This is a genomic window from Rhodothermus profundi, from assembly GCF_900142415.1.
In the GTDB taxonomy this organism is placed as follows: Bacteria; Bacteroidota; Rhodothermia; order Rhodothermales; family Rhodothermaceae; genus Rhodothermus; species Rhodothermus profundi.
In genome coordinates, this window is the sequence record NZ_FRAU01000001.1 from 792210 (window position 1) to 805111 (window position 12902).

At 60.0% G+C, this 12902-nt stretch carries 14 protein-coding genes; 7 read left to right on the top strand and 7 right to left on the bottom strand.

The window, feature by feature from the left end; translation table 11 throughout:
• Positions 1 to 71: 71 nt before the first annotated feature.
• Both BUA15_RS03425 and BUA15_RS13815 read right to left on the bottom strand, forming a co-directional pair.
• Entirely contained in the window at positions 72 to 539 is a 468-nt protein-coding gene (locus BUA15_RS03425; protein WP_072714533.1) for an NUDIX hydrolase, read from the bottom strand.
• Between the two features lie 455 nt (positions 540 to 994).
• Entirely contained in the window at positions 995 to 1303 is a 309-nt protein-coding gene (locus BUA15_RS13815; protein WP_072714534.1) for a hypothetical protein, read from the bottom strand.
• Positions 1304 to 1662: 359 nt separating this feature from the next.
• Between BUA15_RS13815 and BUA15_RS03435 the strand changes: the two genes are divergently transcribed.
• Positions 1663 to 1872, top strand: coding sequence for a hypothetical protein (locus BUA15_RS03435; protein ID WP_072714535.1), 210 nt, complete (start codon positions 1663 to 1665; stop codon positions 1870 to 1872).
• Here BUA15_RS03435 and BUA15_RS03440 read toward each other — a convergent pair.
• Positions 1859 to 2254 (bottom strand): ComEA family DNA-binding protein, encoded by a 396-nt coding sequence (locus tag BUA15_RS03440; protein WP_072714536.1) that lies wholly within the window; start codon positions 2252 to 2254, stop codon positions 1859 to 1861. The two genes, BUA15_RS03435 and BUA15_RS03440, sit on opposite strands and share 14 nt — an antisense overlap.
• Positions 2255 to 2401: 147 nt before the next feature.
• On the opposite strand from BUA15_RS03440, the gene recO reads away from it, so the two are divergent.
• Together recO and BUA15_RS03450 are read left to right on the top strand one after the other, a co-directional pair.
• Positions 2402 to 3166 (top strand): DNA repair protein RecO, encoded by a 765-nt coding sequence (gene recO, locus BUA15_RS03445; protein ID WP_072714537.1) that lies wholly within the window; start codon positions 2402 to 2404, stop codon positions 3164 to 3166.
• Positions 3167 to 3223: 57 nt separating this feature from the next.
• A complete protein-coding gene (locus BUA15_RS03450; protein ID WP_072714538.1) occupies positions 3224 to 3865 on the top strand; it encodes a class I SAM-dependent methyltransferase in 642 nt (213 codons plus the stop codon).
• Here the strand turns inward: BUA15_RS03450 and BUA15_RS03455 are convergent.
• On the bottom strand, positions 3862 to 4824 hold the full coding sequence (locus BUA15_RS03455; RefSeq protein ID WP_072714539.1) for a tyrosine-type recombinase/integrase: 963 nt from the start codon (positions 4822 to 4824) through the stop codon (positions 3862 to 3864). The two genes, BUA15_RS03450 and BUA15_RS03455, sit on opposite strands and share 4 nt — an antisense overlap.
• 77 nt (positions 4825 to 4901) lie before the next feature.
• Positions 4902 to 5978 (bottom strand): tRNA dihydrouridine synthase DusB, encoded by a 1077-nt coding sequence (gene dusB, locus BUA15_RS03460; protein ID WP_072714540.1) that lies wholly within the window; start codon positions 5976 to 5978, stop codon positions 4902 to 4904.
• A 175-nt stretch (positions 5979 to 6153) separates the two neighbouring features.
• Between dusB and BUA15_RS03465 the strand changes: the two genes are divergently transcribed.
• Positions 6154 to 6411 (top strand): PLD nuclease N-terminal domain-containing protein, encoded by a 258-nt coding sequence (locus BUA15_RS03465; RefSeq protein WP_072714541.1) that lies wholly within the window; start codon positions 6154 to 6156, stop codon positions 6409 to 6411.
• 412 nt (positions 6412 to 6823) lie between these two features.
• On the top strand, positions 6824 to 7264 hold the full coding sequence (locus tag BUA15_RS03470) for a hypothetical protein (protein WP_072714542.1): 441 nt from the start codon (positions 6824 to 6826) through the stop codon (positions 7262 to 7264).
• A gap of 16 nt (positions 7265 to 7280) precedes the next feature.
• Here BUA15_RS03470 and BUA15_RS03475 read toward each other — a convergent pair whose 3' ends face one another.
• Together BUA15_RS03475 and BUA15_RS03480 are read right to left on the bottom strand one after the other, a co-directional pair.
• The gene (locus BUA15_RS03475; protein ID WP_072714543.1) at positions 7281 to 9572 is read right to left on the bottom strand and encodes an ATP-dependent helicase; all 2292 of its coding nucleotides are present in this window, start codon (positions 9570 to 9572) and stop codon (positions 7281 to 7283) included.
• Positions 9573 to 9662: 90 nt separating this feature from the next.
• Positions 9663 to 10496: an oxygenase MpaB family protein gene (locus tag BUA15_RS03480; RefSeq protein ID WP_072714544.1), complete on the bottom strand. Its 834-nt coding sequence runs from the start codon at positions 10494 to 10496 to the stop codon at positions 9663 to 9665.
• A gap of 521 nt (positions 10497 to 11017) precedes the next feature.
• Between BUA15_RS03480 and wrbA the strand changes: the two genes are divergently transcribed.
• Both wrbA and BUA15_RS03490 read left to right on the top strand, forming a co-directional pair.
• Positions 11018 to 11650, top strand: a complete 633-nt coding sequence (gene wrbA, locus BUA15_RS03485; protein ID WP_072714603.1) for an NAD(P)H:quinone oxidoreductase — start codon at positions 11018 to 11020, stop codon at positions 11648 to 11650.
• Positions 11651 to 12453: 803 nt separating this feature from the next.
• The coding region (locus tag BUA15_RS03490) for a hypothetical protein (RefSeq protein ID WP_143149553.1) at positions 12454 to 12902 on the top strand (449 nt) is incomplete at its 3' end.

The following is a 12902-nucleotide window of genomic DNA, read 5'->3' on the forward strand; positions in this document are numbered from 1 at the left end:
CCAGACCTGTCCTTAAGATAGGTGTTCTTTTTGTAAATACGCAAAATTAAAACAAAATAGTATTTAATATTTCATTGAGCATTCTCGCATTCGAATACAAAAACTTCCGGCGGCAAGCCCTGACGCAGCAGCTGGGCCGTGAGCCGCAGCAAGCGTTGTTGTTCGGGCCATGGTAGCCGGGCGACGGCTTCCTCCTCGTCCAGCCAGGCAAAGGCATCGTGCTCGTCGTCAAGCACAGGATCACTGGCCAGCTCCGCGGCAAAAGCTGGAATCAGATTGACCCGGTCGTGCTGCCACTCATAGAAGGCATTCAGCGAAGGCACCACCCAGAGCCGGCGTGGCTGCTGTCCGGTTTCTTCCTCGATCTCACGCAGCGCGGTCTGCCAGGCCGCCTCTCCACGCCGAATTTTCCCTCCGATCATACGCCACTGGCCGGCATAGCTGACCCCGGATGCCCTGCGCAGCAGCAAAAAGCGCGGTTGGCCTCTCTCCAGCCGGTAGGCATACACGTCCACAACCCGTACAACCGTTTCGACCATGCGTCTCTCAGGTTTTCTTTCCGAAACTCATCTTCAGATCGAGACCTGCGCGCAGGCTATGGCTCCTTGCCCCTGCGCTTTCAGGTCGTCATAGACTACCTGAGACCACCCCTTGTGCTCCGGGTTTAGCCGTGCGCAGGTGCTGTTTCCCGAAGGCCCAGGCGGTCTTTCCGGTCTGTCCCTACGCAGGTGCGAGGAAGCCTGCACCGGCCTCGGCGGCCGCTCCAACCGAATTTACCGGGGGTGGCCGCTAAGCGGGGTAATGCCGACTCAACGACGGACAGCGCGTGGAGTTCTAAAAAAACCACGCGGATCTGTCCAGACAGGCCAGAAACGAACGAAACAGCCTGCCGACCGCACCGGACCAGAAGGCAGAGCTCTCGGACGATTATTTCTTGTGCGCGTCGATGGAAAAGTAGCTACGGAATGAGCCGCCTCTCTGCATGGGCCTGGTCCTATGCGTTATGTCCTCCTTCGCACTCTGTGTACTGCGCATTGGCACCAACTGCCTGCAACGCAGCCACCATCCGACGGGCGGCCTTTACCGACACTACGGGATCGTCGGCAGCCTGGATTTCCAGTTGGGCAGGCGGCAGCGTTCCAAACACAGCGCGCGCGGATGCTGCAAACCCAACAAATTCACAGATAAGTACAATTGTGGCAAAGCGTTCCGGCCAGGGGTAGGCGGCGTACCAGGTGCCGCGCTCACCCATCGACACTCCTGTCAGATATACGCGCTCTGCATCGACCGCATACGTAGCCATGCGTCATCCAGAGCAGCTATAGCTATTTCAGCCTGCTTTCCGAACCAGGCCGGTCCAGGCGCCCTCTGAGGGAAAACCACCAGGACGGAAAAGCGCGCGACGTGTCATTGAGGAGGTACAAATACTTGGTAGCGATACGTCTGGCCTTTGCCCACAGGGTGCGGACCAGAAAGCCGGTTTACTTTTCACAGGCTTCCTCCTGTGCGCTTACTGGACGTGCGGCCTCCATAGTCAAGAGCAACAAGCGCAGCGCGCTTCGCGTTGTCGAACTATTCCCATACATGGGCGTGGTGCGCGCTGAGGGATACTGTCGCCCATTTAATTCCAGGAACCCGTTAAGTCATCAAACGCAAAGGGCCATGGACTACTATACCCTGGTAATTCTCGGGGCGCTGATTGGCTTTCTGGTACTGGCTGCCCTGTTGCTGGTGCCTGTATACCGCTTTCTGCAGCGCGAGGACGAAGCAGCCCACCGTTTTACCGTTGAGTATTTACGACGTCAACAGACTGCCCATCCGAACGGTACCGATGATGAAGCGTCGTCTGAGCCGCCTGCTACTCAACCCTGATCAAGGGCCTGAGCTCCTGCAGCGTTTTAGGGCCAATGCCTGGCACAGCCTCCAGCTCATCAACATGCCGGAAGGGGCCATGTGTCTTGCGATATTCGACAATGCGGCGTGCCAGCACCGGACCGATACGGGGCAGACGCTCCAGCTCTTCGGCTGTCGCTGTATTCACATTTAATGGCTCTGGCTCAAGCACCTGCTGCATCCGAGCGGCTCCTTCCTGAAAACGTGCAGCCTCTTCGGCCGTAGGCGGAGGTGCGGGCTGCTGGCGGTGCCACCAGCGATAGACAAGGCCAGCCAGCAGCAGCGCCAGCAATCCCAGGAGCACGCCTGCTTCGGTGCGTGTGAGCGATAGGCGTGACAGCCAGCCAAACAGTCGCTTCATGTCCGGTTTGCGGTTGCGTTTTCACAGGAGCGATACGCTTCTTAAAGGTAATGATTACGCGGAGCCGTAAGCCGATATCGCGCTGCTTTTTTTGACACTTTCTACCCGAGCATGCGTTTCTGAAAAAGCACCACGCATTGCCTTCCCATGATTATCCGCACCGAAGCGATTGTCCTGCGCACGTTGCCCTACGGAGAGACGAGTCTGATTGCCTCGCTCTTCACACGGGCAAAGGGACGGCTGTCTGTGATGGCCAAAGGGGCCCGTTTGCCGGGTAGCCGGTTCGGTGGCACACTCCAGCCTCCTGCCTGCCTCCAGGTCGTTTTCTATTACCGCCCTACTCGGGAGCTTCAGACGCTCAGCGAGAGCAGCTTTGCCCAGTACCTGCCTGCGCTAGGCCGGGATCTGGAAAAATTAACGCTGAGCCTGCGCATGGTGGAGCTGGCCCAGGCGTTGCTACCGCCCGAAGAGCCTCTTCCGGAGTTCTTTGACACCTTCTGGCAGGTGCTGGCCCGGCTCGACGCGGCCGCCTCCCGCGCCTGGAACCTCTTACCCTGGTTTCAACTTCGGTTGGCGGCAGTGTTGGGTTTTGCGCCTCGTATTGAACGCGTGCTTGTCGAGCAGATTGGTCCGGAAGGCGGCGAGCTGGTTCTTGCCAGTGGTCAGGTGCGGCCGCGTTCGTCCGATCTGGAGCCGGCCCAGCCCGCTTCGCGGGCTGCGCTGCGCGCCTTTGCCTTTCTGGCCCGCACGGATCCCGACACGGCGCTGCGGCTCCATTTGCGTCCGGCGCACCGGCGTGAGTTATTGCAACTCACCGAGGCGTATCTGCATCATCATCTTCCCGAAGGGTTTCCATCGCGCAGCGGACGCGTGGCCGAGCGCCTGTTTGAGACGCTCCGTTCGGGATCCTGAGCATGCCCCTTGCCGTCGAAAAGCCGCCTTCCAACCAACCGGTTCAGCAAGCCGGCCATGACGCACCTCCCAAGCTGGCGCAAAAACCTGCAGCGGCACAGTGGCTTCTGGCGCGATGGGTACTGGTATGATCTGCATCTGGAGCGTCGGATGCCGCTGGCTCTGGAGATGATTGACGAGATGGTGCTGGCGCTGCCTCCCCTGCGCGAGGGCACGCGCGTATGCGATCTGGCCTGCGGCACGGGCAATGCGGCCGCAGCCGTAGTCTCAGCTTATCCCTTGATCCACCTGACGCTGATCGACCAAGACGCTGAACTGCTGGCTATCGCCTACGACAAAGTAGCCGACTACTGCCCGGACGCTACGACCATTCAGGCTACCCTCACCCCTGACGGCGAGCCATTGCCGGGAGCTCCTTACGACGTCGTGCTCGCCTCCCTGGCGCTGCATGTGCTGGTGCGGCACGATACCGACCGCACCGATCCAGCCGAGGCCGAAACCCGCTACGAGCTGCTCCTGCAGAGTATCCGGGATTCCCTCACGCCAGGTGGTCATCTGATTATCGGTGACCACGTGGGCGTACTGCCCCTTTATCGCCATCTCAAAGCACTTGAGCGAAGCGGCTTTGTCGATGTGGACTGCGCCTGGCGCGTAGATGACTTTTTCGTGATTGGAGGCCGCGTGCCCGGTGCGCCTTAACCCAACAACCGCTTGAGCTCTTCGGGATCGCGGTTAAGCAATCCCTGCTTGCGATAGTAGATCATTGTGGTCTCCAGCGTGCCGTGGCGCATGCGGCGACGGACTTCTTCGACCGACATGCCCTGGTTCAGCCAGATGAGCGCGGCCGTGTGCGTCAGGCTATGGGGGGTCACCCCCCGTCGCGTAATCCCGGCTGCTTCCAGATGCTGCCTGATACGGCTGCGCACCGAACGCGTATTGAGTCGCTGCCCTTCGGAGCGATGCCCATGCGACACAAAGAGGGGATCGTTCGAGCGCAGCGGCCTGCGCGTGTTCAGATAGGCCTGCAACGCTTCCACTACCGGCGGATCCAGCGGCACCTGCTGATCTTTGGCCGTGTGTCCTTTGCCCTGCACGCGCAGATACCAGCCCAGCAGCGTCTGATCCAGATCGCGCACGTCCGCCCGAACGAGCTCTACTTCGCTCAAACCTGCAAACAGCATCATATGGACCATAGCCCGATCGCGCAGTCCGATCTGAGACGTGTCCTGCTCCAGCACAGCCAGCAACTGATCAATTTCTACGCGCGTGAGCACCGAACGCGAATGGCTCGACGGACGCCGGTTACCTTTGACCGTTCGCGCCGGATTTTCTGCCAGCAGGCCAATATCCACCAGGTACTGGCAGAAACGACGCAGTGCCGTCAGATAGGTCGAAACCGATACCTGATGCAGCTTCTTTTCCCGCATCAGATATTGCTTATAGCGCTGCACGTCGGCTACTCGAAAGCGAAACTGCCCTCGCTGCCGGGCAAACCAGCGCTCGAATTCATGCAGGGCCCGCCGGTAGGTACCAACGGTCTCCGGACTTTTGTTTTTCAGATACTCCAGTTGGAAATCCTGAATGCGCCGCTGCAACTCACCCAGTGTTAGCTGCAACCCCTCCTCCGGGCGCCTGGCCGCCACCTCCCGTTTGGCCATAATTACGTCCTGCCTAGTCCGTACGTATTCGTACGTGTAATAATACAGCCGTCGGGAGCGAAGATCAATAACGGCTTTTATGCCTTATCGGCAGCCAGGGCTTTCTGGCGCGTTGGGCGAGGCAGACGGGCTGTTAACACGACAGGAACAGCCTGCAGCGTGCGCGGCACTGTCACCTGCACTTCGGGGTCATCTGGCCGGAAATTCAACAGGATCTCCAGCACTTCGGCCTTCGTCTCTTTGTGCATCAAGAGCTGACGTAACCGGCTGGCCCCGGGAAATCCTTTGAAGTATCCTCCGTACATCCGGCGCATTTCCAGCACCCCTTTGCGTTCGCCCAGCCACTGGCACTTTAGCTCCAGATGCTCCGCTACCACGCGCACCCGTTCTTCCCAGGAGGGTGGAGGCGGTAGTTCCCCAGTTTCCATATAGAGCTTGGCATCCCGGAAAATCCAGGGATTCCCGATGGCGCCCCGTCCGATCATCACCGCATCAACGCCGGTCTCCTCGAACATCTGCTTGACCTTTTCGGGCGTGGTGGCGTCCCCGTTGCCGATGATCGGAATAGAAAGCCCGAGTTCCTTCAGCCGACGGAGCCATTCCCAGCGCGCAGATCCCTTGTACATCTGCGCGCGCGTGCGCGCATGCACGGTCAGCGCCTGCACACCGCAATCTTCCAACATGCGGGCCACCTCCAGAATTCGGATCGACCGATCATCCCATCCCAGTCGGGTCTTAACGGTCACCGGTCGCGTGGCTACCTCAACTACCGCCTCTGTAAGCGCCCGCATTTTTTTCAAATCACGCAACACGCCAGCACCTGCGTCCTTACAGACCACCTTGCGCACCGGACATCCGAAATTGATGTCAATCACGTCCGGCCCAATCCGATCAACGATGCGGGCTGCCTCACGCACCTGCTCCAGCTCCCCGCCAAAGATCTGAATGCCTACGGGCCGCTCTTCGTCGTAGATGTCCAGTTTTTTGACGGCATCCTCGCTTTCGTGCAGCAATCCGCCAGACGAAATGAACTCGGTAAATACCATGTCGGCCCCGTAGCGCTTGCAGAGCAGCCGAAACGGCGGATCACTTACGTCTTCCATCGGAGCCAGAAACAGCGGACGCGCTCCCAGCTCAATCGTCCCGATGCGCATATGCTTTTTAAGCAGTTACGCTCATCGCCTCAGCATCGGAGCCTTCCTACCGATGCGTTTTTTTCCGGTTCCGCCTGTAACCTGGCTGTTAGCCTGTGCGTAAAGGACGGTCGATAGCTTGCTTTTCTCGGGCCTACACGATTTCTTTCAAGCATCACTGAACGCAGCATCGACCATGCGCCGTCTACCTTTATGGCTTCTGCTTCTGGCCACTACCGTGGTACTGGCCGGATGTGGCCCCAACCTGATTGACCTGCTGCAAAATATCTGGACGCTGGGGTTCTGTGGCACGGTAATCGTTGTGCTTGACATTTTAGCGCTCATTGAGCTAGCCAACAGTTCCCGTGGTTTTTCTAGCAAGGCGCTCTGGGCACTGCTGATCATCTTCTTTCCGGTTGGCGGCCTGATTCTGTACTACTTTTTCGGGCGATAAAGATGCCGCCCGATATCCCCGGCAAAGGAACAGATCGGCACGTTCCGCCTGAGCAATATGGCTCGCGCGCTGCGCTGCGCAGCAGGGATGTACGCTAGATAGAGGTGCGATCCCTGGAAAAGACGCTGTAAAGCAACGCCAGTTCTGAACTCACTCTTATCCGTTAGGAATCTTTTTTTTTGCCTGATGTTGCATTCGATATGCGTAAAATGATGCAATAATCTATTTAAAAATTATCGTTCGCCTGTCCAGGATCTCCTCCGAGGCTGCACAGAGCCTGAACCGTGCGCTCGACGAACCTGCGCGGCTGTTGCGTCTCTCCTCCTGTCCAGGACTTGCTTAGTTGCCGGTTTACTTTTGAAACATTTAATATTTAAGGGAATATCTCAAGACACACCGGTTCCTGTATTCCATGAATCGACTCCTGCGCATCGCCTTACCGACAGGCGTTGGTTTGCTGCTGATAGCCGGGTGTGCCCTGATCGAGCCGAGCACGCCGGTCGAAAAGCCGGCTTCGGAATGTGATGAACAGCCCCCCCGGATCAACTGGAATCGCTTTTTCACAGATACCTCGCTACTCCCGGGTACATGGCAGTGGGTGAAGACAACCGTCTATTTCACCACCCGTGGAGGCCCTTCGGTCCAGACGCCCTGCTCGGCAGGATACACCGAAACGCTCCGCATTCGGCCGGGGGGCATCGTCGAGGTGTACCGCAACGACACGCTGGTCTACCGCCTGTCCCTCCAGGACTTTCTGGACAGCTATCTGGTCTGGGGCGTCAATAAAGATTCGCTCATCCTCAGCTCGGTTCCTGTCGACGGACCGGAGTACATCTACGTGCGAACGCAATAGATCGGTGGTGCCTGCCTCAGTCGATGCGGCGCAGCCGGGCGAACTTGAGCACCAGTTTTTTCTGCCCTACCTCTGGAAAGAACACAATGGCCCGTGCCTGCTCGCCCTGCCCTTCAAGGGCCAGCACCTTGCCTTCGCCAAACATGGGATGTTCCACATAGGCCCCGGGTACAATCTCTCCGACGCCTTCGTCGTACACCACGCGTCGCGTTGCTTCCCGCTGCTGCGAATGGCTCCCCCGAAACCCTGGCGTTCCGGAACGACTTGTCCGAGAGGACCGATGCTCCACTTCGCCTCTGCGGAAGGGGAGACCTGCCTCGGTCACAATGACGTCGGTGTCCAGCTCTTCCAGAAAGCGGCTGCGCACGCTGGGCTGCTGTTCGCCGTACCGATAGCGACTGCGCGCGTAGCAGAGAAACAGGTGCCGCTGCGCCCGCGTCACGCCCACGTAAAATAGCCGTCGCTCCTCTTCCAGATCTTTGCGGTCCTGCGTGGCCTGCGCCAGAGGAAAAAGTCCCTCTTCCAACCCGGTGATGAACACCACCGGAAATTCCAGCCCTTTCGAGGCGTGGAGCGTCATGAGCGTTACCCGGTTGTCCTCGGGCATCTCGTCCAGATCGGTCAGCAGCGCCACCTCCTGCAGGAAGCCGCTCAGCGTGGCGCTTTCCCCGGCCATGGTCACATATTCCGCAATGGCGTTCAGCAGCTCCTGCACGTTTTCCCAGCGGGCAAGCGCTTCGGGCGTTCCCTCGCGTCGGAGTTCGTCAAACAGCCCGCTTTCCTGAAGCAGGGAGCGGGCCAGTTCGTCCACCGGCGTTGACGTCACGCGGGCGGCGTGCCGGGCGATCAGGAAGTGAAACGCCTGCACGGCCTTCTGCGCACGCGCGGGCAGGCCCACCTCCTCTACCCGTTCAATGGCTTGCCAGAGGCTCAGGCCATGCTGCCGGGCATAGGCCATCAGTGCTTCGAGCGTGCGCTGCCCGATGCCCCGTGCCGGATAGTTGATGACGCGCTGCAGGCTGGCCGCATCGTGTGGATTGACCAGCAGCCGTAGATAGGCCAGCACGTCTTTGATTTCCTTGCGCTGGTAGAACGACAGGCCCCCCACTATGCGGTAAGGAATGCCGCCGCGCCGCAGCGCCTCTTCAAGCGAGCGGCTCTGGGCGTTGGTGCGGTAGAGCACGGCAAAATCGCGAAAAGCGTAGCCGTAGCGCACGTGCAGGTCCCGGATGCGCTGCTCCACCTTCTGGGCTTCGTCGCGCTCCGAAAGCGCCTCAATGAGCACAATCGGCTCGCCTTCCGGGTTTTCAGTCCAGAGTTGCTTTTCGAGCTGATCCCGGTTGTTTCGGATGATAGCCTCGGCCAGTTTCAGGATGCGGCGCGTTGAACGGTAGTTCTGTTCCAACCGGATCACCGTGGCGTCCGGGTAGTCGCGTTGAAACGACAGGATGTTGCCGATATCGGCACCCCGGAAGGCATAGATCGACTGCGCGTCGTCGCCCACCACGCACAGGTTGCGGTGCCCTTCGGCCAGCTTGCGCGCCAGCACGTACTGCGCCCGATTCGTGTCCTGGTATTCGTCGATGTGCAGGTAGCGCCAGCGTTCCTGGTACTGACGGAGCACGTCAGGACATTGCTCGAACAATTCAATGGGCTTGAGCAGCAGGTCATCGAAATCAAGCGCATTGGCTTTCCGAAGCGCCTCCTGATAGGGGCCGTACAGCCGGGCGGCTTTTTCCTGCACAGGCGAAGCCACCAGGCGGGCATACGCTTCCGGCCCGATCATCTGGTTTTTGGCGCTGGAGATCAGGTGCCGGATCGTGCGCGGGCTGTACTGACGGGGATCGATCTGGTAGCGCGGCATCAGCTCCCGCAGCAGCCGCTCTGCATCGTCCGTGTCATAAATGCTGAAGTTCGGCGTATAGCCGATGCGGTGCCCTTCGCGGCGCAGAATCCGGGCAAAAATCGCATGGAAGGTGCCCATCCAGATGTGCCGGGCGGCCTCCGTCCCGACCAGGCGCTCGATGCGCTCCATCATCTCGCGCGCCGCCTTATTGGTGAACGTAAGCGCCAGAATCTGATAGGGCCGGGCGCGCCCGGTGGCTATCAGATAGGCAATGCGGTGCGTAAGCGTGCGCGTCTTGCCCGATCCCGGTCCGGCAATGATCAGGACCGGCCCTTCCGTGACCTCAACGGCCTGTCGCTGCACCGGATTGAGGCCTTCCAGAATGCGGGTTGCTGCTTCTGGCAGCGCCTCGGGGACGTTGTCGGCCACGCTGGGTTCGCGTTGTAATAGAAACGTACGCATCCCACTCAGCAGGCTACATGGTGCGCCTTAAGAAAGCACATTTCCAACAGGAATGCCAGCAGGATTCTGATGAATCCGGCGGCATAGCGGTCATCCCGCTATCTGCCAATCGACCGACCTGGCGTGCCGGGGCATGCGACGGGCTTCTGGCCACATGCGTATCCAGGCAGGGGCCCACGCGACGCCGCACCGAATGGCCGCCACAAGCTTTTGAAACGCCTTTTCCTCACGCGCCGTCCAGGTAAATCCGTACGCAGCGCGCAGGTCTGGCGGCAGCAGTCCAAGCGTCAGCAACCGCCAGGGTTTTACCAGAGGCTGGCTCCACCACTGGCGTGCAGGCGCAAGCACATGCGCCGCCATCTGCCGGGCCGGCGGGGTAACGCAGAGCACCCCACGGGCCTGCATGGTTTGCACATAAGCCTCCAGTTGCGCCCACGTCTCCGGAAACGTGCCGGAAGGAAGTCCCAGCCACTGCTCCAGTGCACGGGCTTCCTGGCAGTACCGATCCCGTGCTTCAGGCGTCAGGGGTTGCACGAAGGTCTCATAGGCGCAGAGGGTTGCCTCGACCGTGGTTACATGTACCCAGGTCATGAGGGCCGGATCGCTGGCTTGATACCGCGTACCGGCCGGAAAACTGCCCAGGGGCCTGGCCAACTGTCCCTGCACCCGGGCATGAATCTCCTGGATTCGCCGGACCACAGTCTGTGCTTCCCGCGACGTCCCAAAGGTCAGCCGGCGCATGGCCTGCACCGTATGCACAAAGCGACGCCAGGCCGCACGCAGCGAACGGGAAAAGTCCGAGTGCCTGGCGACGGCTTCTGCGACCAGCGGATGTGCCAGTTGCCACAGCAGCGCCCGTCCCCAGCCCAGCACTACGACGCGCTCACGGTTCACCTGCCACACTATCGATCCCCTTGCTCCCATAGCCCTCGCCTGACGCCAGGACTTGCTTCTGGACAGAAAAGCTCTGAGCAGCCGGCTGTTTCCAACCGCGGCAGATCTGCGCATCCCGAACCTTCAGCAGCCGAAAGCTCAGTCAGCGCCCAGCATCGTGATGCCAGCATGCCTCATCCCACTTTGCTACCTTCAGCGAAGCAGGCATTCCGTTCCATCAGTCAGCCGCGAAACCACTGCGTCTTCTGACTGGGCCATTCTCCCTTATTCCCTCAGACTTCTAGCCCACTCCTCTTCATGGACAAGCAGGTCTTTCCGGGCTCCTGAGCGGCATAACGGCCAGGCAGACTGTTCGACCACTTCTGAGCCCTCCTTCTTAGATACAGCGCATGTTGCAACACTCCTCTGACCAGAAGCTTCAGGGCATAGATGAAGATTCTCCGTCATTCTCTTCCTCCTTTCGCAACTTTCACGAAACCCAACCTCCGGCCCAACCATTTATTTGTTTAAACAAATGAACATCTGTTCACTTCAACCCGATACCATCCATGATGGAGAAAACGCGCGTGCTGGTGCTGTACTACAGCATGTACGGTCACATCGAGGCACTGGCTCAGGAAGTGGCGGCCGGCGCCGCCGAGGTGGAAGGTGTCGAAGTGGTCATCAAACGCGTGCCCGAGCTAATTCCGGAAGAACAGGCGCGCCAGATCGGGATCAAGCTGGATCAGAAAGCGCCGGTGGCAACGGTTGAGGAGCTGCCCGAATATGACGCGATCATTGTGGGTACGCCTACGCGCTTTGGCAACATGGCGGCCCAGATGCGCAATTTCTGGGACCAGACCGGACCGCTCTGGCTTCAGGGTGCGCTCATCGGTAAAGTAGGCAGCGCGTTTACTGCCACAGCTACGCAGCACGCAGGCCACGAAAGTACCATTCTGTCGATTCATACCACGCTGCTGCATCATGGAATGATCATCGTAGGCGTACCGACAAATTGTGTTGAGCTGACGCAGATCGATGAAGTAGCTGGAGGCTCGCCTTATGGCGCGGGCGTCATTACCGGAGGCGACGGAAGCCGCATGCCCTCAGAAATTGAACGTCGCATTGCGCGCGTTCAGGGCCGCCACGTCGCCCAAATTGCCCGCCAGCTCAAAGTCGGACGGCTGCAGGCGCAGGCTGCCTGAATCCAACAGGTTTGCTGACGCCCGGCCCGGTCGGTTCCTCCGACCGGGCTTTTTTGTACGCGTCTGTGAGAAGATGAACGGGTTGCACCGAGCCGGCCGATGCGGCTGCTGCGGTTACGGCAGGGCGCTGCCCGGTCCTCTCCGGGTCCTTCGGCCCGGCCACGTCGAACAGGCGTCGATCGGTGCTCCCCCGTTCCGCGTCCATGCGCTCGGCCAGCGTCAGATTAGGGTAGCTGGCAGGCAACCCCGACGGACAGACCCGACGCAGGACCTCCGGATGGCGCCACGTGTCTTACCGGAAGCGACCGGGCGGTTTCAGGAGCCAGCGTTGCGCGCAACGCTAAGCATGCCGTGGCGAATGGATTGAAAAAAGGGCCGTGCGTCGGCTTTCTTCGGCCATGCTGCCGGTCCCTCCTCCCTTTCTTTCTGCCGATCGGTGCGGTTCTCCTGACCTGAGATCGTAGAACGTATCGTGTGCAGGCGCTAAATCCTGCGCTACCAGCGGGTGCCGGGCGCTTTTCCCGGTGCTCGCCGATATTTCTTGACCATATATTAACAATCATACATTCACCTCCCACTTGCTTTTTTTTTGCAACCTATGTATTAGGTGCAAAGGAATCCCTTCGGCCTGTCGAAGGTTGTGCTTTTCAGAGGGCAGGTCGCGTATTTACGAGCGTCAACTTGCAAAAGCCATGTCCGAACGCATGAGCAGGTGCAGCGCCTGCAAGCTTTCTATCCGGCATGTCACAAAACGCCGTGCGGTCATCGGTGCAGCGTTCCTGTGGCTGGTGGCGTGCGGGTCCATGCAACAGGTGACAGGCCAGGCATTGGGCCAGGGGCTTTCGGCCGAGGTGCTGCAGCAGAATGCGGCCGTGCTGGCCCGCGGCACGCTCGACGGCCTCCGGGTGCAGGCAACCCCCGTGCGCATCGAGGGCCTGACCCTCACGCAGAAAAGCAGCCTGGCCATGGCCGCCCAGCGCGGCGCCCTGGTGGTCTTCGAACCGCTGGGACTGCAGCAGGGACGGCTGCGCTACTACGACCCCGAAGGCCGGCTGCGCTGGGAGCAGACGCTGCCAATGATGTTTCGGGAGGACGAGGCCTGGGGCACGTGGCTGGCGATCTCGGAGGATGGGCGGCGCGTGGTGTTGTACGAGTGGCGCGGGGAGAGCTGGTCGGCGCGGGCGGTGCTGGACGAGACGGGTCGGGTGCTGGGCGAGTGGATTGCAGAGCTGCACATGGCGCCCAGCGGACG